Annotated in this window: 15 protein-coding genes and 1 pseudogene; 10 read left to right on the top strand and 6 right to left on the bottom strand. The window is 63.1% G+C overall.

From position 1 onward, the window contains the following. Window positions 1-185: 185 nt before the first annotated feature. Complete coding sequence (gene purB, locus F7R11_RS15965) at window positions 186-1,565, bottom strand: adenylosuccinate lyase (protein ID WP_064805076.1); 1,380 nt, start codon at window positions 1,563-1,565, stop codon at window positions 186-188. Window positions 1,566-1,805: 240 nt separating this feature from the next. Here purB and F7R11_RS15970 point away from each other — a divergent pair, with 240 nt between their 5' ends. Beyond that, window positions 1,806-2,414, top strand: a complete 609-nt coding sequence (locus F7R11_RS15970; protein ID WP_064805078.1) for a glutathione S-transferase N-terminal domain-containing protein — start codon at window positions 1,806-1,808, stop codon at window positions 2,412-2,414. Window positions 2,415-2,424: 10 nt separating this feature from the next. Here the strand turns inward: F7R11_RS15970 and F7R11_RS15975 are convergent. The 5 genes and pseudogenes from F7R11_RS15975 to F7R11_RS15995 all read right to left on the bottom strand — a co-directional run bounded on the left by F7R11_RS15975 (window position 2,425) and on the right by F7R11_RS15995 (window position 9,046). Then, window positions 2,425-4,030, bottom strand: a pseudogene (locus F7R11_RS15975) (FMN-binding glutamate synthase family protein). A 101-nt stretch (window positions 4,031-4,131) separates the two neighbouring features. Further along, complete coding sequence (gene mnmA, locus F7R11_RS15980; RefSeq protein ID WP_064805083.1) at window positions 4,132-5,256, bottom strand: tRNA 2-thiouridine(34) synthase MnmA; 1,125 nt, start codon at window positions 5,254-5,256, stop codon at window positions 4,132-4,134. Beyond that, window positions 5,256-5,747, bottom strand: coding sequence for an NUDIX hydrolase (locus tag F7R11_RS15985; RefSeq protein WP_064805084.1), 492 nt, complete (start codon window positions 5,745-5,747; stop codon window positions 5,256-5,258). Before F7R11_RS15985 ends, mnmA begins: the two co-directional genes overlap by 1 nt. A 72-nt stretch (window positions 5,748-5,819) precedes the next feature. Beyond that, window positions 5,820-6,974 carry an acetyltransferase domain-containing protein gene (locus F7R11_RS15990; protein ID WP_064805086.1) on the bottom strand — a complete coding sequence of 385 codons (1,155 nt, stop codon included), beginning with the start codon at window positions 6,972-6,974 and terminating at the stop codon, window positions 5,820-5,822. A 2-nt stretch (window positions 6,975-6,976) separates the two neighbouring features. Then, complete coding sequence (locus tag F7R11_RS15995; RefSeq protein WP_064805088.1) at window positions 6,977-9,046, bottom strand: TonB-dependent siderophore receptor; 2,070 nt, start codon at window positions 9,044-9,046, stop codon at window positions 6,977-6,979. Between the two features lie 277 nt (window positions 9,047-9,323). Here F7R11_RS15995 and F7R11_RS16000 point away from each other — a divergent pair, with 277 nt between their 5' ends. The 9 genes from F7R11_RS16000 (at window position 9,324) to F7R11_RS16040 (ending at window position 19,588) form a co-directional block, all read left to right on the top strand. Beyond that, complete coding sequence (locus tag F7R11_RS16000; RefSeq protein ID WP_064805090.1) at window positions 9,324-10,463, top strand: Re/Si-specific NAD(P)(+) transhydrogenase subunit alpha; 1,140 nt, start codon at window positions 9,324-9,326, stop codon at window positions 10,461-10,463. A gap of 92 nt (window positions 10,464-10,555) precedes the next feature. Next, window positions 10,556-10,918: an aspartate 1-decarboxylase gene (panD, locus tag F7R11_RS16005; RefSeq protein ID WP_021195987.1), complete on the top strand. Its 363-nt coding sequence runs from the start codon at window positions 10,556-10,558 to the stop codon at window positions 10,916-10,918. Between the two features lie 78 nt (window positions 10,919-10,996). Next, window positions 10,997-11,326: an NAD(P) transhydrogenase subunit alpha part 2 gene (locus F7R11_RS16010; RefSeq protein ID WP_021195988.1), complete on the top strand. Its 330-nt coding sequence runs from the start codon at window positions 10,997-10,999 to the stop codon at window positions 11,324-11,326. Then, a complete protein-coding gene (locus tag F7R11_RS16015) occupies window positions 11,323-12,783 on the top strand; it encodes an NAD(P)(+) transhydrogenase (Re/Si-specific) subunit beta (protein WP_064805093.1) in 1,461 nt (486 codons plus the stop codon). Before F7R11_RS16010 ends, F7R11_RS16015 begins: the two co-directional genes overlap by 4 nt. A 184-nt stretch (window positions 12,784-12,967) precedes the next feature. Next, window positions 12,968-14,005, top strand: coding sequence for a response regulator (locus tag F7R11_RS16020; RefSeq protein WP_021195990.1), 1,038 nt, complete (start codon window positions 12,968-12,970; stop codon window positions 14,003-14,005). Window positions 14,006-14,644: 639 nt separating this feature from the next. Further along, window positions 14,645-16,042, top strand: a complete 1,398-nt coding sequence (locus F7R11_RS16025) for a class I SAM-dependent methyltransferase (protein ID WP_021195991.1) — start codon at window positions 14,645-14,647, stop codon at window positions 16,040-16,042. A 9-nt stretch (window positions 16,043-16,051) separates the two neighbouring features. After that, the gene (gene phcS, locus F7R11_RS16030) at window positions 16,052-17,380 is read left to right on the top strand and encodes a two-component system sensor histidine kinase PhcS (RefSeq protein WP_064805095.1); all 1,329 of its coding nucleotides are present in this window, start codon (window positions 16,052-16,054) and stop codon (window positions 17,378-17,380) included. Between the two features lie 8 nt (window positions 17,381-17,388). Then, complete coding sequence (gene phcR / locus F7R11_RS16035; protein WP_064805097.1) at window positions 17,389-18,495, top strand: two-component system hybrid sensor histidine kinase/response regulator PhcR; 1,107 nt, start codon at window positions 17,389-17,391, stop codon at window positions 18,493-18,495. 70 nt (window positions 18,496-18,565) lie between these two features. Next, window positions 18,566-19,588: a response regulator gene (locus F7R11_RS16040; protein ID WP_064805099.1), complete on the top strand. Its 1,023-nt coding sequence runs from the start codon at window positions 18,566-18,568 to the stop codon at window positions 19,586-19,588. Window positions 19,589-19,594 lie beyond the last annotated feature (6 nt).

A 19,594-nucleotide genomic window follows, 5' to 3' on the forward strand; every position in this document is an offset into this window, starting at 1 on the left:
GAAGCGATCCGGCCAAGCAGGTTCCCCTCAAGTTCATCAAGAAATTCAAATTTTTTGATGAACAAGAAGCGCAGCCTGACCTAACAAGACCGCCCATTCTACAGAGCCCATATAGCAAAACAGCCTCCTCCGTAACCGTACGGAGGAGGCTGTCTTCGGGTCAGCCCAACAAATTTTCGGAACGATCAGAGCACGTTGATCCGGCGTGCCAGTTCTTCTGCCTTGCCGATATAGCTGCCAGGCGTCATGTCCAGCAGCAGCTTGCGGGCGTCTTCCGGAATCGCCAGTGTGCCGATGAAGTCACGCAGTGCCTCGCGCGAGATGCCCTTGCCGCGCGTCAGCTCCTTGAGCTGCTCGTACGGGTTGGCAATGCCGTAGCGGCGCATCACGGTTTGCACCGGCTCGGCCAGCACTTCCCAGCAGTTGTCGAGGTCTTCGGCCAGGCGCGACGGGTTGGTTTCGAGCTTGCCCAGGCCGCGCAGGCAGGCGTCGTAGGCCAGCAGGCTGTAGCCGAAGGCCACGCCGATATTGCGCAGCACGGTCGAATCCGTCAGGTCACGCTGCCAGCGCGAGACCGGCAGCTTTTCCGACAGATGGCGCAGCACCGCGTTGGCCAGGCCGACGTTGCCTTCCGAGTTTTCGAAGTCGATCGGGTTGACCTTGTGCGGCATGGTTGACGAGCCGATCTCGCCAGCCTTGGTCTTCTGCTTGAAGTAGCCCTGCGAGATGTAGCCCCAGACGTCGCGGTCTAGGTCCAGGATGATCGTGTTGGCGCGCGCCACGGCGTCGAACAGCTCGGCCATGTAGTCGTGCGGCTCGATCTGGATGGTGTACGGGTTGAACGTCAGGCCGAGACGGCTCTCGATCACATTCTTCGAGAAGGCTTCCCAATCCAGCGACGGATACGCCGACAGGTGCGCGTTGTAGTTGCCCACGGCGCCGTTCATCTTGCCCAGCAGTTCGACGGCCTCGATGCGGCGGATGGCGCGGTCCAGGCGGGCGGCCACGTTGGCCATTTCCTTGCCCAGCGTGGTCGGGCTGGCCGGCTGACCGTGCGTGCGCGAGAGCATCGGCACATCGGCGTTGGCGTGGGCCAGTTCTACCAGGCGGGCCTGCACGCGGCGCAGTGTCGGCACGATCACGGTGTCGCGCGCGCCCTTGAGCATCATGCCGTGCGAGGTGTTGTTGATGTCTTCCGACGTGCAGGCGAAGTGGATGAACTCGCTAGCGGCTTCCAGCTCAGCATTACCCTTCACGCGCTCCTTCATCCAGTATTCGACGGCCTTCACGTCGTGGTTGGTGACGGCTTCGATCTCTTTGATGCGGGCGGCGTCTGCCTCGGCAAAGTTTTCGACCAGGGCCAGCAGCGCGCCTTCGGCGGCGGCCGAGAAACGCGGGATCTCGGCCAGGCCGGCCTGCGACAGGGCGATCAGCCAGTGCACCTCCACCTTCACGCGGTTGCGCATGAAAGCGGCTTCCGACAGCCACTCGCGCAGCGGATCGGCCTTGGCGGCATAGCGGCCATCGATGGGAGACAGAGCGGTCAGTGCGGAAAGCGACGACATGGCAGGTGGGGAAAAATGTGAAGGGAATCTCAATCCGGACAACCCGGACGCTGCATCGAGCGTTGAACCAAGGTGCATATGCGCACCCCAGCAAGCCAGCGATTTTACCACCCGGCACGCCGGTCTCAGGGCCAATCCGGCGCCTTGGCAAGCCTCCGTTTGGCTCAGGTGCACTCGGGCGCCGCCAAGAGCACGCGGGAAAGTGCGCAGCTATACTTCCGCCTCCAACATGACATGCCTATGAAACTGATCGGATCCCACGCCAGCCCGTACACCCGCAAGGTGCGTGTGGTGCTGGCCGAAAAGAAAATCGACTGCCAGTTCGTGCTGGAAGACGTCTGGAGCGCCGACACGCAGATCCACCAGTTCAACCCGCTGGGCAAGGTGCCCTGCCTGGTGATGGATGACGGCGGCGCCCTGTTCGATTCACGCGTGATTGCCGAGTATGCCGACACGCTATCGCCGGTGGCACGCCTGATCCCGCCGGCGGGCCGCGAGCGCGTGGAAGTGCGCTGCTGGGAAGCGCTGGCCGACGGCCTGCTCGACGCCGCGCTCATGCTGCGCATCGAACACACGCAACGCACGCCCGAGCAGCGCAGTGACACCTGGCTGGCGCGCCAGAATCACAAGATCGACGACGCGCTCAAGGCCATGTCACAGGGTCTGGCCGACAAGACCTGGTGCAACGGCAACCACCTGACGCTGGCCGACATCTGTGTTGGCTGCGCGCTTGGTTACCTCGATTTCCGCCAGCCGCAGATCGACTGGCGCGAACGCCACGCCAACCTGGCCGCGTTCTATGCGCGCATGGAAAAGCGGCCGAGTTTCATAGAAACCCAGCCGCAGTAAGGCACCTTCGTTACACCGCCACCGGGTCGAACCGCCCGGCCTGGGCCATCGGCCAGTAGCGCTCATAGAGCTGGTAACGGTAGCGCCCGGCGAGCAGATCGCCGGGTTCGAGATACTTGAGCAGCGTGGAGAGCAACTGCACCTCGTTGCCCGACACACGCCGCACGATGTGGTGCGCGCGGAAGTCCGCCGGATGTTGCAGGCCCGCTGCCTGCGTCAGTTCCAGCAGCGCATGCAGCGTGTGATCGTGGTACTGATGCACGCGCTCGGCCTTGTCCGGCACCACCAGCGCCTTCTGGCGGGATTTGTCCTGCGTGGCGACGCCCGTCGGGCAGCGGTCGGTGTGGCACTTCTGGGCCTGAATGCAGCCGAGCGCAAACATAAAGCCGCGCGCCGCGTTGCACCAGTCGGCGCCCATCGCCAGCGTGCGGGCAACGTCGAAGGCCGTGACGATCTTGCCCGACGCACCGATCTTGATCTTGTCGCGCAGGTTGGTGCCCACCAGCGTGTTGTGCACCAGCAGCAGCCCTTCCTGCAGCGGCGTGCCGACATGGTCAGTAAACTCCAGCGGCGCCGCGCCCGTGCCGCCCTCTGCCCCATCGACCACGATGAAGTCCGGCAGGATGCCCGACTCCAGCATCGCCTTGACGATGCCGAAGAACTCCCACGGGTGTCCGATGCACAGCTTGAAGCCAGTCGGCTTGCCCCCCGACAGCGTGCGCAGCCGATCCACAAACTGCAGCAGACCCAGCGGCGTTGAGAATTCCGAGTGCGCGGCCGGCGAGACACAGGCTTGGCCGATCGGAATGCCACGTGTGGCAGCAATCTCCGGCGTGACCTTGGCAGCCGGCAGCACACCGCCGTGGCCCGGCTTGGCGCCCTGCGACAGCTTCACCTCGATCATCTTCACCTGCGGGCTGCGGGCTGCGCGCCTGCTCGGCAAACTTGTCCGGATCAAAGCGGCCATTGGCATCACGACAACCGAAGTAGCCTGAGGCGACTTCCCAAATCAGGTCACCGCCCTCTTCGCGGTGGTACGGCGAGATCGAACCCTCGCCCGTGTCATGAATGAAGTTACCGAGCTTGGCGCCGCGATTGAGCGCGCGAATGGCGTTGCCCGACAACGCGCCAAAGCTCATCGCCGAGATATTGAACACCGACATCGAATACGGCTTGGCACGCCCCTCGCCCACCAGCACGCGGAAGTCCGACGAGGCGATGCGCGTGGGCGCCAGCGAGTGGCCGATCCACTCGTGCCCAGCGATCTTCACATCCAGTTCGGTGCCGAACGGGCGGCTGTCGACTTCGCCCTTGGCGCGCTGGTAGACGATGCTGCGCTGGGCGCGCGAGAACGGGCGCTCGTCGGTGTCGTCCTCAACGAAGTACTGGCGGATTTCCGGGCGGATGAACTCGAACAGGAAGCGGAAGTGGCCCCACAGCGGGTAGTTGCGCAGCACCGAGTGGCGCGTCTGCGTGACGTCGTAGATGCCCAGCAGCACCAGCAGACCCGGGATGAGTGCGCACGCCCAATGCAGGTGTCCTGTGGCCCAGAACCCGGCGGTGATGACGAACAACAGCACAACACCCGCGAAGGCCCAATAGCGACGAGGCAGCATGACAAACCCTGTGTGGAGACGAATCAGGGCGCCAGCATAACCGACCATGCGCGACCCGCGTGACGGCCACAGCCGTCACAACGGACTGTTGCGAAAATCGCTCAGGCGACTGCCTTCTCAGGCACAGCCGCTTCGGCCGAAGCAATGATGCCGCCACCCAGGCAAATCTCGCCGTCGTAGAGCACAGCGGATTGACCGGGCGTCACAGCCCACTGCGCCTCGGGGAAGGACAGTGTGAGTGCGCCATCGGTGGCGCGCACCACCGTGCACGGCGCATCCGCCTGGCGATAGCGCGTCTTGGCACCGATGTGGGTGCCCTCGGCAGGGGCGTGACCGGCGACCCAGCTCAGGTCATCGGCATGCACGGTATGCGCCAGCAGCCACGGATGGTCGTGACCCTGTACCACGTACAGCGTATTGGCTGCCATGTCCTTGCGCGCCACATACCAAGCATCGCCATTGCCGTCGCGGCTGCCGCCGATCCCGATACCCTTGCGCTGCCCCAGCGTGTAGAACGCCAGGCCGATGTGCTCGCCGATGGTCTTGCCGTCAGGCGTCTTGATCGGGCCCGGTTTGGTCGGCAGGTAGCGGTTCAGGAAGTCACGGAACGGCCGCTCGCCGATGAAGCAAATGCCGGTGGAATCCTTCTTCTTGGCATTCGGCAAGCCGATTTCGGCGGCAATCTCACGCACGCGCGTCTTCGGCATCTCGCCCAGCGGGAACAGCGTGCGCGAGAGTTGTGTCTGATTCAGCCGGTGCAGGAAGTAGCTCTGATCCTTGGTGTGGTCAAACGCCTTGAGCAGCTCGAAGCGGCCATCGACCTCATGCACGCGGGCGTAGTGGCCGGTGGCAATCGTGTCCGCGCCCAGCGCCATCGCGTGGTCGAGGAAAGCCTTGAACTTGATCTCAGCATTGCACAGCACGTCGGGGTTGGGCGTGCGGCCAGCGGAGTACTCGCGCAAAAAATCCGCGAACACGCGGTCCTTGTACTCGGCAGCAAAGTTGACCGCCTCCACATCCACGCCCACCAGGTCGGCGACGGAGACGACGTCGATCCAGTCTTGTCGGGTCGAGCAGTACTCGCTGTCGTCAGCGTCTTCCCAGTTCTTCATGAACAGGCCGATGACCTCGTAGCCCTGCTGCTTGAGTAGCCACGCCGTGACGGAGGAATCCACGCCGCCGGACATGCCGACGACGACGCGCTTTTTGCTCGGCTTGTTGCTCATCATTCCGTCCCCAGGCCATACACGCTGGCGTGCGTGTGGATGAGGTCGAGCGGATAGCGTTTGCCGGCGAGATAGTCTTCCACGCAGGCCAGCAGCAGCGGGCTGCGATGGCGCTCGCGGCTGGCGCGGATCTCATCCGGCGTCATCCAGACCGTGCGGACGATGCCCTCATCGAGCGTGCGGCGCACGTCTTGCGGCCCAAGTTCGCCGGTGAAGGCCATCCGCATATAGGTGACAGGATCGCCCTCTGGCGGCTGGAACTGCGCCATGTAGCAGCCCAGGAAGGCGGTCGGCACAAAGCTGTAGGTGGTTTCTTCCAGCGCTTCACGTGCAACGGCGTCGACCAGACTTTCGTCCGGGTCGAGATGGCCGGCGGGCTGATTCAGGCGCAGACCGGCATCGGTGTGCTCTTCAACCAGCAGAAAGCGTCCGTCTCGCTCAATGATGGCGGCAACGGTGACACTGGGTTTCCAACGAACGGCTTGGCTCATGGCAAAAAGGCAACAAAAACAAGGCGTTATTGTAGCCGCGCAAGGCCGTGTCCGCTTGGGATGGCGGGGGCATCACAAATAGCGCATCCAGGGGTAGCGGCCCGTGCGGCGCAGGTTGGCAAACGAGCGTGTCGGCCAATACAGCAGCGCGATGGTGGGTAGCCAGACTGCCCACAGCTGCCAGACGGCGTCAAAGCCGAAACGCGCGCCCTGGTTGGCGCCAGCCATCTGCAGCGCCAGCAGATAGACGATGTGCAGCACATACAGATGCAGCAAGTAGAAGAACATCGGCGCGCTACCCAGCGTTTGCAGCACAGTGGCAACGCGCACGGGCAACCGGTCCAGCCATGCCAGCGCACACAGGCCAAGGCCCAGCGTTGCCAGCAGAAAGCCCAGCGACGGTGGGTACTTGGTCAGGTTCAGGAACGACACTGCCGTCGTCAGCGCATCTGGGTAAGCGGTCCAGGGCTTCGGTTCGCCATAGCCATTCATCAGGCGCAGCACGGCAAACCCGGCAAGACAGGCGGCGCCCAGCGCCAGACACAACGTACGCCGTGCCTCGGGCGAACGCTGCGCATACACCGGCGCAAACACATACCCGAGCCCGATCACGCCAATCCATGCCAGCACCGGATACGACGTGCGCAATCGCAAACCATCCGCCAACACAATCCAATCCCGCTGATGCAGGACAGCCCATAGCGTGTGCCACGGTGAATCAGGCGCGACATACACGCCCGTCAACAGGTTGTGCCCCGCGACGATCGCCAGCGACACCGCCAGCAGCGCGCCGCGCGGCAGCCAGATCAACCCCGCCAACGAGATCATCGACAAGCCGATCGCCCAGATCACCTGCAGGTACAGCGTGGTGGGCGGGAACGTGAACGTCCACGCAAAGTTGACGACCGTCACCTCCAGCATGACGAGGAACAACCCGCGCTTGAGAAGATGCGCCGCAATCACGCGCCGGTCGCCACCCTGCTTCTGCCCCGACAGCCATGCCGACATGCCCGCCAGGAACACAAACACCGGCGCGCACGGATGGCTCGCAAACCGTGTCAGCGCCAAGGCTGGCGAGGTGACCGCCAGATCGACCGGGTCCACCACCTGCGCATGCAGGAAGAAGAACTCGCGCAGATGGTCGACCACCATCAGCACCATCACCCACCCGCGCAGCAGATCGATGGCGGCGACACGGGAAAACGCGCGAGCAGGCTGCGTCCCCATACTCAGAACTTGTACGTCGCGGCCAGTGTCACCTGCCGCTCGGCGCCGGGCGCGACCCACAGTTCGTTGTACGAGCTGGCGTAATAGCGCTTGTCGAACAGGTTGTCGACGGTGAGCGACAGACGCAGCGCGCGCGTCGGCTGCACGTAGCCATGCAGGCGTACGGTGGTGTAGGCGGGCAGCTTGAAGCCGTTGTCGACGCTGTTGCCGGCGCGCTCGCCCACGTAGACCACGCCACCGCCCGCACCTGCCCGGCCGAGCGCTCCGGCACCGAACTCATACAGGCCGAGCACGCTCGCGCTGTGGCGCGGAATGTTGGACAACGGCGCCCCCGCCGGCAGCACCGTATCGGCCGTCACCGTGGCATCGGTGTAGGCGTATGAGCCCATCACCTTGAAGTTGGCTGTCATTTGGCCCGATACATCCAGCTCCACACCACGGCTGCGCACCGCACCGGCCGTGCGCTGGAACGTCGGGTCACGCGGATCGCCCGTCAGCACATTGGTCTTGTCGATGGAATACACCGCCAGCGTGCCGCCGAACTTGCCGTCGGCGGTCTCCAGCTTGGCGCCGACCTCATAGCCACGCCCGCGCTCCGGCGCAAACGCGTTGCCCTGCGCACCCGTGCCGGTGTTCGGCCGGAACGAGCGCGAGGTATTGGCGTAGAGCGACAGCGTCTGCGTCGGCTGATAGACCAGCCCCAAGCGCGGGCTGTACGCCGTCTGCTGTTGCGAGACGCTCTCGCCCGTCAGGCGGTTGTCGGCATGCTGCAGGAAGCGGTCCATGCGCACGCCGGCCAGCAGCTTCCATTGCGGCGTCAGCGTGATCTGGTCTTGCACGAACGCGCCAAAGCCGCGCTGGGTTTCGCGCGTGCTGATGCTCGGCCGCAGGGCCGGTCGTGGTTGTCCGTAGACCGGGTTGAAGATGTCGATCGCATACGGCGCCGAGGCGCTCGGGTTGGCGCGGTACATCACCGGGTCGTAGCGGAAGTTGTAGAAATCGGCACCGGCCACCAGCGTGTGCTTGATCGCACCGGTATGCACATCGCCCTGCACGTCGACGCGGCCAGCCAGATCGTTGGCGTGGTAATCACGCGCACGCGCCTGGCGCCACAACGTGCGGCCGTCGGCCAGCAAGCGCGACGCGTCCGACGATTTGCCGAACAGCTCCGACGTCCGGTACGACAGCCCCGCGTTCAGCTTCCAGCCGTCGTTGAGTTGATGCTCGACAGTCAGTTGATGGCTTTGCGTGCGCACCGTCGTATCGCCATCCCCCGGCTCGCCCAGAAAGCGCGAATTGGGCAGCGCACCCAACTGCTTGTTGACGGCAACGATGCCCCGGTCGAACGGCGCCTTCCGTTGCGCCGCTTCAAACGCATACGTCACCACCGTATCGTCCGCCGCCAGCCACGTGAACGACGGCGCGATCACATAGCGCCGGCTCGACGAAAAATCGCGAAAGCTGTGGTTGCTCTCCGCCGCCACACCCAGGCGGTAGGCAAAGCGCTCGGACAGCGGCCCGGTCAGTTCCGTCGCCAGCCGGTATTGATCGTGGTTGCCCACCGCCAGCGTGATCTCACGCGACGGCTTGAACTGCGGCGTACGCGTCACGATGTTCACGATGCCGCCCGGGTCACTGCGCCCGTACAGCGCCGCCGACGGCCCCTTAAGCACATCGATGCGCGCAATGTTGATGGCATCCACCGGCACGTTGTTCGCCCGGTTGGCCGAGAAGCCGTTGACGAGGTAGTCGGCGCCCGTATTGATGTCGCCGGCAAACCCGCGGATGGCAAAGTTGTCGGCCATGCCACCCAGGTTGTTCTGCCGGCTGATGCCGCTGACCCAGTCGAGCGCGGTGTCCAGGCGCACCGCCCCGAAATCGTCGAGCGCCTCGCGTGTCACCACGCCAACAGATTGGGGCACGTCCTTGAGCGGGGTGTCCGTCAGCGTAGCGGAGCTGGCGCGGCGTGCCCGCAAACGTTCCCCTGCCTGGCCGCGCACGACGGCCTCTTCCAGCGCAAACGTTGGGGCGACCTCGGCGCCGGCCATTTTTGACGCACCGCACAAGGCCATTCCAACCAAACTCCACCTCAGATGCGGACGGACCGTTGAACGTCTACGCTGCATGGCAACAATCGAACCGTGAAAAACGCTCACCGTATCGGAGTTGCAACTCTGTTGCAACAAAGTTTTCGGGGCGTGCGGCCTGTTACTCAGCAAATTCTCATTTTTAAGGTCAGTGCTAAGGCTGGTCCGCCGGCCAAAAACTTCGGGTAAGCTGCACATCGTTCAACAAAACCGATCAAAGCGCGCCCTTCTTCACCGCGCGCACCACAACGAGGAGAACACGATGCACATCGGCATCCCGCAGGAGACGCGGGCGGACGAGACGCGCGTTGCCGCGACCCCGGAGACGATCAAGAAGTACGTGGCGCAAGGCCATCAGGTGACGGTGCAATCCGGCGCCGGTGTGGCGGCCGCGCAGCCCGACGAGGCCTACGTGGCTGTCGGCGCCAAGATCGGCACCGCTGCCGAGGCACTGGGCGCACAGATCGTGCTCAAGGTGCGCTCACCGGAACCTGCGGAGCTTGCGCAGATGCAAGCCGGCGCCGTGCTGGTCGGCATGCTCAACCCGTTTGACGACGAGAACACCGCGCGCCTGGCCGCGGCCAACGTCACCGCCTTCGCGCTGGAAGCCGCGCCGCGCACCACGCGCGCGCAAAGCATGGACGTGCTCTCCTCCCAAGCCAACATTGCCGGTTACAAGGCCGTGATGGTGGCCGCAAACCACTACCAGCGCTTCATGCCGATGCTGATGACCGCCGCCGGCACGGTGAAGGCCGCGCGCGTGCTGATCCTCGGCGCTGGTGTGGCGGGCTTGCAGGCGATTGCCACGGCCAAACGCCTGGGTGCGGTGATTGAGGCATCGGACGTGCGCCCCGCCGTGAAGGAGCAGATCGAATCGCTGGGTGCCAAATTCCTCGACGTGCCGTTCCTGACGGACGAAGAACGTGAGATTGCGCAAGGCGTGGGCGGCTATGCCCGTCCGATGCCGCCCGACTGGATGCGCCGCCAGGCTGAACTCGTGCACACGCGCGCAAGCCAGGCCGACATCGTCATCACCACCGCGCTGATCCCGGGCCGTCGCGCGCCGACGCTGCTGTCCGAAGCCACCGTGCAGGCCATGAAGCCGGGCTCGGTGGTGGTCGACTTGGCCGCCACGCAAGGCGGCAACTGCCCGCTGACGGAAGCCGATCGCGTGGTCGTCAAACACGGCGTCACGCTGGTGGGCTACACCAACCTCGCGTCGATGGTGGCGGCCGATGCCTCCGCCCTCTATGCGCGCAACGTGCTGGATTTCCTCAAGCTCATCATCGACAAGGATGGTGGCCTCGCCATCAACCGCGAAGACGACATCGTGGCCGCCTGCCTGCTCAGTCAGGCCGGCCAGGTGGTGCGTGCTCCCGCTGCCACGAGCACCGCCAAATAACAGTGGAGACAGCGGCCCGGCGGGTATGTGCAACAGCACCACCCGCCCAGGGCCGCATGTGGCGATTTCATTTTTGTTTCAAGGAAAGCTTCATGCAACGCAACATGCTTCGCGCCAAGCTGCACCGCGCGACGGTCACCCAGGCTGATCTGGACTACGAAGGCTCGTGTGGCATCGACGAGGACCTCCTCGACGCCGCCGACATGCGCGAGTACGAAAAGATCGAGCTGTACAACGTCAACAACGGCGAGCGCTTCTCCACCTACATCATCAAGGGCAAGCGCGGCTCGGGTGAAATCTCGCTGAATGGCGCCGCTGCACGCCGTGCCCACGTGGGTGACCTGCTCATCATCTGCACCTACGCGCCGATGACCGAGGAAGAAATCGCCAGCTACAAGCCGAAGGTCGTGCTGCTGGGCGAAGGCAACAAGATCAAGGCCATCAAGGAAACCTGACGCGCAGATACGGCCCCGCAGAAAAACCAACGCGGGGCTGCACTGCATATCGACCAAGAAGCGAGGAGGAGCACCCAAATGGAGCTGGTCAATCACACGGTGATCAACCTGATCATCTTCGTGCTGGCGATCTACGTCGGCTACCACGTGGTCTGGACGGTCACGCCGGCATTGCATACGCCGCTGATGGCCGTGACCAACGCCATCTCGGCCATCATCATCGTCGGCGCGATGCTGGCGGCGGGCCTGACGCAGACTGGGCTGGGCCGCACCATGGGCGTGGTGGCGGTGGCACTGGCAGCAGTCAACGTGTTTGGCGGCTTCCTGGTCACCCAGCGCATGCTTGAGATGTTCAAGAAGAAGGAGCCCAAGGCCAAGGCTGGGCAGACCGAGGGAGCCAAGCAATGAGCATGAACCTCGTCACCCTGCTGTACCTGCTGGCGTCGGTCTGCTTCATCCAGGCGCTCAAGGGGCTTTCGCACCCCACCACGGCGCGGCGCGGCAACGCGTTCGGCATGACGGGCATGGCGATTGCCGCCGTCACGACCGTCGCGCTCATCTACAAACTCAAGGCCGAAGTGTTTGCCGGCACCGAGAGCGGCGCATCCACGGGCTTCATCCTGATCTTCGCGGGCCTGGTGGTCGGCGGCGGCATTGGTGCTTACGTGGCGCGCACGGTCGAGATGACCAAGATGCCCGAACTGGTGGCCGCCATGCACTCGCTGATTGGCCTGGCGGCAGTGTGTATTGCCACGGCGGCCGTCGCCGAGCCCGATGCATTCGGCATCACCATGGCTGGTGACAACGTGCTGCCGCTGGGCAACCGTGTAGAGCTGTTCATCGGCACGTTCGTGGGCGCCATCACGTTCTCCGGTTCGGTGATCGCCTTCGGCAAGCTGTCGGGCAAATACAAGTTCCGTCTGTTCCAGGGTGCGCCGGTGCAGTTTGCCGGCCAGCACATGCTGAACCTGCTGCTGGCGGTGGCCATGCTGGGTTTCGGCATCCTGTTCTTCCTGACGCAGAACTGGTTGCCGTTCGTCATCATGACGGCCATCGCCTTCGTGTTGGGCGTGCTGATCATCATCCCGATCGGCGGGGCAGACATGCCGGTGGTGGTGTCGATGCTGAACTCGTACTCGGGTTGGGCGGCGGCAGGCATCGGCTTCTCGCTCAACAACCCGATGCTGATCATCGCGGGTTCGCTGGTGGGTTCGTCCGGTGCCATTCTGTCTTACATCATGTGCAAGGCGATGAACCGGTCGTTCTTCAACGTGATCCTGGGTGGCTTCGGCTCGGAGGCTTCCGCTGGTGCAGCGGCCGGTGGTGGCGGGCAGCAACGCCCGGTCAAATCGGGCTCGCCGGATGATGCCGCCTTCCTCATGGGCAACGCGGAGACGGTCATCATCGTCCCCGGCTACGGCTTGGCCGTAGCACGCGCGCAGCACGCCCTGAAGGAACTGACCGAAAAGCTGACGGACAAAGGCGTGACGGTCAAGTACGCCATCCACCCCGTCGCCGGCCGCATGCCGGGCCACATGAATGTGCTGCTGGCCGAGGCCGAGGTGCCGTACGACCAGGTCTTCGAGATGGAAGACATCAACGGTGAATTCGGCCAGGCCGACGTGGTACTGGTGCTGGGCGCCAACGACGTGGTCAACCCGGCGGCCAAGAACGACCCCAAGTCGCCCATTGCCGGCATGCCCATCCTGGAGGCCTACAAGGCCAAGACCATCATCGTGAACAAGCGCTCGATGAACGCCGGCTACGCCGGGCTCGACAACGAGCTGTTCTACATGGACAAGACGATGATGGTGTTCGGCGATGCCAAGAAGGTGGTGGAAGATATGGTGAAATCTGTGGACTAAGGCGGTGCACTGACGGCCGTCAACCCACCCTTAGTTTGCGGCAGCAGTCCACCCCTGTTCCGCTTGCCCCCGGTGACGGCAGGCAGTAACTTAGTGCTAACGGGCAGCGCAGGCCACACCGGCCAGCGCCGCCTCTTTTGCCCTTCTATCCCCTTTTTCGGCCTTCTTTCCAGCCACCCGACGTATGCAACAGGACAGCGCGCTGCCGGTCTATTTCCACCCGACCCTGACTGTGGTGGTCGACGACAGCCAGTCATTCGTGGAAAGCCTTGGGTTCCAGATGGATCCGTCGCGGGCAATGCTAGCCTTCAACGATCCGGATGAGGCGCTGGCGTGGCTGCGCCAGTGGCATTCGCTGCGCATGCCGGGCTTCCTGCCGGTGCGCGTGACGCACGACGATCTGACGTTCTCCAGCGAGCGCCGCACCATCCAGCTCGACGTCGACCGCGTCTACCGCCAGATCCACGAGGTGAATCGGTTTCTGCAGCCGTCGGTGATCGTGGTGGACTACTCCATGCCGCGCATGAACGGGCTGGAGTTTTGCGCCAAGCTCAAAGAGCTGCCGTGCATGACGATCCTGCTGACCGGTATGGCCGACGAGAACATCGCCGTGCAGGGTTTCAACGACGGGCTGATCGACCGCTACATCAAGAAGGATCACCCGGCCATGGCCGAGCGCCTGGGTGCGGAAATCGAAGCGCTGCAGATGCGCTACTTCAGCCGACTGTCGAGCACGCTACGCGAGTTGCTGTCGCGCCACTCGTTCAGTTTTCTGTCGGACCCGGCGGTCATGCAGCTCGTGCGCGAACTGTCTGCGCGCTACCGCTTCATCGAGTATTACCTGTACCCGCATCCGGCCGGTGTGCTGCTGCTTACCGCTGATGGGCGTGCCACGCTCATGGTCATCGAGACCAACGCGAGCATGCTCACGCACCTGGAAAACGCCGAGGCCTACAACGCGCCCGACGAACTGCTCAAAGGCTTGCACGACAAGCAGATCGTCCCGTTCTTCTGGCCCGGCGACGGTATGTACACACCAGCCTGCGTAGATTGGAAGGAGTACTGCTTGCCCGCCGAGGTATGCCAGGGACGCGAACCGTACTACTACGCGCTGTTCGACATGCCCAGCCATCTGCTGCCTGCACAGGTCTACAGCTATACCCAGTTCCTTGCCAACTACAAGCAGGATCCGGACGCGCTCACCGGCCGCAAGCCGCGCTGAAAACGCCACATTCTGAGTTGCGCTGCACTGCGGCAATCCACATTGTGTGGGCCATGTTGGGCAAGTACAATCATTTGAGTCATCCGGCATCCATGACGTCAGAGCATGCGCCGGTGCAATCGCCTTGATGCATGCATGGCAGTGCTGCGGCATCATGGCGATGCGAGAGCGTCGGCAGGCAATCTACGGTACGGCGCTCCGAAAGTATTACTGTGCGGGATTCTCCTTGAGAGACGATTTGGGATGCAGCAGCGGGCCGCGCGCCAATTCAGCGCGTGTCGCGGATGTCAGGGGAGTGCATCGTTCCAGTCTGTTTGCGGTCGCACGATTCCCGTTGCCACGCTGTTGATCTGCGGTTGCGCAAGCCTGATCGCTTTCGCAATGGCAGGTCGCCTTTTCTGATCTTCTCGAAGCGGGTTTGGGCGAGAGACGCCCGGGCCGATGCGCGGTAGGCGCGGCCAGCGGACGGCTTCAAGCACGCTTTCACGACTGATGCGACGGCATGCCCGGCGGTCTATCGCTGTGGTGGTGCTGTGTTCGTTGTGCCCGACATTGCAGTACGGGCCCGGACGCGCGGTGGTTGGAGTGAGCGTCCCGCTTGGCAGACGTTTTCCCTGAAGTCTCCGGCAAATTCGCACCGTGTACTCACCCAACCAAATCGATCCGGCAGTCAGCTTCCGCAACTCCCAGGGTCAGCAGGTCCGCGGCACCATCATCACGTTGCAGCGGCGCGCCCTGGTGATGGAGATCTACAACCCGTACTCGATCGTGCAGGTGAGCGAGGTCCTCTCCGACCTGGCGATCAAGATCGGTACACGTCAGGTCTACCTCGGCAAGGCGGTGGTGATCAGCCTGGTCAACACCGGCCTGACCGCTGTCGCCTCGCTCACGCTGATCGACGAATGGCGCGAGCTGTCGGAAGTGGCCGACACGCCCACCTCCGTCGGCGAAGAAGCGCGAACGTTCGTGCGGGATTGGCAAGAACGCTTCCGCATCCGGCGCGAATATCAGATCGTCGTCAATGAGATGCGGGCCTTCCTGGCGGAAGTCGCGCGCTGGGTGGAGCAGGTGGATCTGTCTAAGACTTTGCCGCGCGAAGACAATAAGCTGCGCTCCGATGTCTTCATGGAACTAGCCGAACCGGTCATGCTCCGGGTCAAGCACTACCTGGACATCCTGGAGGCGGAAGCCGCTGAAGTCGAAGCCGGCCTGGCACCCGCCCACCGCGCCTACGCGCAGACTGCGCTGCATCCGCTGCTACTGCGTTCACCGTTCGTGCATCGGACCTTCACCAAGCCGCTGGGCTACGCCGGTGACTATGAAATGGTCAACCAGATTCTGGGCGACCCACAGGAGGGTCCGAGCACCTATTTCCAGATCGTGAACGTGACGTTCTTGAAATCGCTGGTGGCTCAAGCGCACCGGAATCGCATCGACATCCTGGTCGACTTCCTCAAACAACTCGCGATCAAGGCCAAGGCCGAGGGGCGCCCGTATCGCGTCATGAACCTTGGCTGTGGGCCCGCGGTGGAAATCCAACGCTTCCTGCGCGAGTTCGATGAGCCGCACCTGCTTGAGTTCGAGCTGATCGACTTTAGCCAGGAGACACTGGACTACGCGAAGGACCAACTCAGCGCGGCAGCCGTGAAAGCGGGCACGACACTCTCCGCTCAATTCGTCCATCAATCCGTACACGAACTGATTAAGCGACCCACGCTTAAGACCGAGTCGCTACACAACTGCGACGCAGTGTATTGCGCCGGCCTCTTTGACTACCTTTCTGACAAAGTGTGCAATCGGCTGCTGGCGTACTTTGCCGCCCGCACGCGCGTGGGCGGCAAAGTGCTCGCCACCAATGTACACAGCAGCAACCCGGAAAGGCTTGGCATGGAACACCTATTGGAGTGGTATCTGGTCTACCGTGACGAAGAGCGCATGACAAACATGCTGCCACCGGGTTTCGAGCAGGCACACATCTCCACCGACACGACCGGCGTTAACGTGTTTGCCCAAGCCGATATGACCGCCATGGTTTGAGAACGTGCAATGACTGCCATCAGCTATCAGGGCTATCAGCAGGAACTCTCCGATCTGCGCCTGTCGTTCAGCCGTGCCGGCGCCATCACCGGCATCGTGCTCGTACTGCTGGGCGTCGGGCTCGATTACGGCCTGTATCCACAGCACCAAGTCCTTTTCGGCGCGGTGCGTGGCGTCGTCTCGCTGCTGATCTTGCTCATCATGTTTTGCATGCCCACGCGATGGGGCAAGCCACATGTTCCGGCCTTGACGTTGCTGTGGCTATCGCTACCGCAGATCATGATTGCCTGGATGATCTGGTACACCGATGGTGCTGAGTCGTTGTACTACGCGGGATTGAATCTGGCGATCTTTGCCGTTGGTATCGTGATGCCCGTGGGGTTTATCCAGACGGTGGCGTTCGGCGCGTTCACGTACGTCATCTGGATCATCGCCTGTGTCATGCACGCAGGCGGCATCCATTCAATCGACACGTTCATCGTCTACGCGCTACTCCTGTTCTTTTCAGTCATATCCAGTTCCGTATTCACCTACTTCAATGAACTCGGCCGCTTTCAATTGTTCCGGCTCAAGGAAGAAGTCGCACAGAAGAACCAGCAACTCGCCCTGACAAACCAGAATCTCACCGAAATCAAGGGCCAGCTCCTGCAGCAGGAGAAGATGGCCGCCATCGGCACGCTGTCTGCTGGCCTGCTGCACGAGATCAACAACCCGGTCAACTTCTGCCTGATGGCAATTTCCGTGGCGCAGGAAGACCCGACCGCCAAAGACAGCCCCATGCTGCTCGAATGCCTGGCCGACGCCAAGGAAGGCATGCAGCGCGTGCAACATATCGTGTCGGACCTGAAGACCTTCGCCTACCGCAGCCCCGAGAAAGGCGAAGCCGATTCGCCCTTCCTGGCAGAGAAGGCCATCGATTCGGCCATCCGCCTGACGAGTCATGAACTGCGCGGTGTGGCGGTCGAGCGCAGGCTGCCGCCCGATACGCTGGTGCGTGGTGACGAAGCAGCCATCATCGGCGTGCTGATCAACCTGCTGTCGAACGCGGCACTGGCCATGCACAAGGTGCAGCGCGAAAACCCACGCATCGAAATTGCAGCCGAATGGATCAACGACCGGCTGCACGTGGTTGTAACGGACAACGGTCCGGGCATCTCCGAGAAGAATCTCTCGCGCGTGTTTGAACCGTTCTTCACCACGCGCGAAGTCGGCAAGGGGCTGGGGCTGGGCCTGTCGATCAGCTACAGCGTGATCCAACGCCATGGCGGCACGCTTGCCGTGACGAGCCAGGAAGGCGAATGGGCACGCTTCACGTTCGATCTGCCGCGCTCGGAGTAGGACGCATCATGGACATCACGCCGGACACCGTCACCATCCTCTACGTCGACGACGAGCTGCAAGCCTGCAAGTGGTTCGCGCGCACCATCGGCGACGGCTACGAGGTGCTGACGGCCAACAGCGTAGAGGAAGCCAAGGCGGTGCTGCACGACGCACACGAGCGCATCAGCGTGGTGCTGACGGACTTCCGCATGCCCGGCGGCAACGGCACGGAATTGCTGCGCTTCATTGATGCGGAGTACGGCGACATCGCCACCATCCTCGTCACCGCGTATGCCGACAAGGATCTGCTGATCCAGGCGGTCAACACAGGCCGCGTGTTCAAGATCCTGGAGAAACCCTACAAGCCGGAAGACGTACGACGCTCGCTGCAGGAAGCATTGGCGCTGCGCCAGGACCGCCTGCTGCGCACGCAGCGCCTGATGGCGATCGACGAGACCCTCGCCTTTCTCGCGCACGAACTGAACACGCCACTGGCGGCCATCTCCAACTTTGCGCGTGGCATCCGCATGCGCGTGGACCAGACCGAGTTCGTGCCGGAAGCCCTGCCGGAGATCGGCCGTGCGGCTGACCGCGTGCAGGAAAATGCGCGCTACTGCCTGTCGGTGATCGCCACGTTCCTGAATTCAGTGCGCAACACCTACGGCAAGCCCGGCACGGCGGCCACGCCCAACAGCGCCAGCGGGTTGATCCGCTCGCTGTTTGACACGTACCCGTTCACCAGCGCGCAGCGTGAATGGGTGTCGTACCGCGTAGAGCAGGATTTCCCGATCGCCACGCTGCCCAACTGCGTGATGCTGGTGCTGTCGTCGCTGACGAGCAATGCGCTGCACGCGCTACGGCGCACGCCGTTGCCGCGCCTGGAGATCGTCGCCAGCAACGCGCCGGAAGCCAGCGGCATCCGCCACATGATCCGCATTGAAGACAACGGCCCCGGCATCGACCCGGATGTCCTCAAGCGGCTGACCATCGACCCTGTGACGACGCGCGCCGAAGAAGGCGGCAACGGCATGGGCATGATTTTTTGTACGCGGATCATGCAATCGTTCGGGGGAGCGATCGCAATTGACTCCGCACCCAGCGCAGGCACGCGCGTGACTCTGACGTTCCCATGACCCCATCAACAAGACGAACCACGCTGCACCTGATCCGCGTATTGACTGCATTTGCTATGAGGAGTGATGGATGACCAATCCCGGGGGCCACACGCCCACAACCCCGCCCAAGATCCTGTACGTGGACGACGAGACATTGGCGCTGACTTACTTCGGCCGTGCCATCGGTTCACTGGCGCCGGTCGTCACCGCCACCTCGGTTGAAGAAGGCAAGCGCATGCTTGACCAGCACGCCGCCACGCTGGGCGTGCTCGTGTCGGACCAGCGCATGCCCGGTGAACTCGGCAACGAACTGCTGCGCTATGCGCGCGAGCGCTATCCGCACCTGGTGCGCATCCTGACCACCGCGTACTCGGAAATCGAAGACACGGTGGAGGCTGTCAACCAAGGGCAGATTCATCGCTACATCAAGAAGCCGTGGGACATCACTGCACTGCGCGTGGAACTGAAGCAAGCGCTGGAATTTTCCGACCTGCGCCGCGAGCGTGATGCCCTGCTGCGCGAGAAGATGACCGTGCGCCAGAGCCAAACGCTCACGCATCGCATCGGCGCGCTGCAGACGCTGTATCTGGCGGTGTCCGGGCTGCCATCGTTCAGCGCTGTCAACGATTACCTGCACGCAGCGGCGGCCGTCGGGCTGCACGCCGTGGAGCAACCGGACTGGGCGGTCAAGGATTACACCGAACTCGTCAGCGAAGAAAGCCTGCGCACCGGTGAGTTGAGCCACGCGGTGCGGCAGATTTATCAAGACCTGTCGTCACGGTTCGACAGCACACCCGCCACGCAGGCATTGGACGTGTTGACCGAAGTGCTGCAAGGCAAGGTCTCGCCGGCTGGCGGTGATGCGGCAGCCGTCATCGACCTCACCACGCTGACGGAATTTCTGGAGACTGCGTCAACGCACAAGGTGTCGGAAGCGCATGCCAAGTGGTTGGCCTTCCTGCTGTGGCTTGACGGCAAAGGCTGGTCGATCAAGGCCGAGCGCGACGGCACCACCGTCAAGCTGCGCTTGGTTGATCACCTGACGCAACTCACGCCAGACCAGTTGGCGGGTTGGATGGAACACTTCCAGGAGAATCAGCAGGCCGCCTGATTCTGC

It is taken from the genome of Ralstonia insidiosa (genome assembly GCF_008801405.1).
GTDB lineage: Bacteria > Pseudomonadota > Gammaproteobacteria > Burkholderiales > Burkholderiaceae > Ralstonia > Ralstonia insidiosa.

Bases quoted from the DNA above. Each gene is read 5' to 3' on its own strand.
- purB (WP_064805076.1), bottom strand. From the start codon at position 1,565: ATGTCGTCGCTTTCCGCACTGACCGCTCTGTCTCCCATCGATGGCCGC.
- F7R11_RS15970 (WP_064805078.1), top strand. From the start codon at position 1,806: ATGAAACTGATCGGATCCCACGCCAGCCCGTACACCCGCAAGGTGCGT.
- mnmA (WP_064805083.1), bottom strand. From the start codon at position 5,256: ATGAGCAACAAGCCGAGCAAAAAGCGCGTCGTCGTCGGCATGTCCGGC.
- F7R11_RS15985 (WP_064805084.1), bottom strand. From the start codon at position 5,747: ATGAGCCAAGCCGTTCGTTGGAAACCCAGTGTCACCGTTGCCGCCATC.
- F7R11_RS15990 (WP_064805086.1), bottom strand. From the start codon at position 6,974: ATGGGGACGCAGCCTGCTCGCGCGTTTTCCCGTGTCGCCGCCATCGAT.
- F7R11_RS15995 (WP_064805088.1), bottom strand. From the start codon at position 9,046: ATGGCCTTGTGCGGTGCGTCAAAAATGGCCGGCGCCGAGGTCGCCCCA.
- F7R11_RS16000 (WP_064805090.1), top strand. From the start codon at position 9,324: ATGCACATCGGCATCCCGCAGGAGACGCGGGCGGACGAGACGCGCGTT.
- panD (WP_021195987.1), top strand. From the start codon at position 10,556: ATGCAACGCAACATGCTTCGCGCCAAGCTGCACCGCGCGACGGTCACC.
- F7R11_RS16010 (WP_021195988.1), top strand. From the start codon at position 10,997: ATGGAGCTGGTCAATCACACGGTGATCAACCTGATCATCTTCGTGCTG.
- F7R11_RS16015 (WP_064805093.1), top strand. From the start codon at position 11,323: ATGAGCATGAACCTCGTCACCCTGCTGTACCTGCTGGCGTCGGTCTGC.
- F7R11_RS16020 (WP_021195990.1), top strand. From the start codon at position 12,968: ATGCAACAGGACAGCGCGCTGCCGGTCTATTTCCACCCGACCCTGACT.
- phcS (WP_064805095.1), top strand. From the start codon at position 16,052: ATGACTGCCATCAGCTATCAGGGCTATCAGCAGGAACTCTCCGATCTG.
- phcR (WP_064805097.1), top strand. From the start codon at position 17,389: ATGGACATCACGCCGGACACCGTCACCATCCTCTACGTCGACGACGAG.
- F7R11_RS16040 (WP_064805099.1), top strand. From the start codon at position 18,566: ATGACCAATCCCGGGGGCCACACGCCCACAACCCCGCCCAAGATCCTG.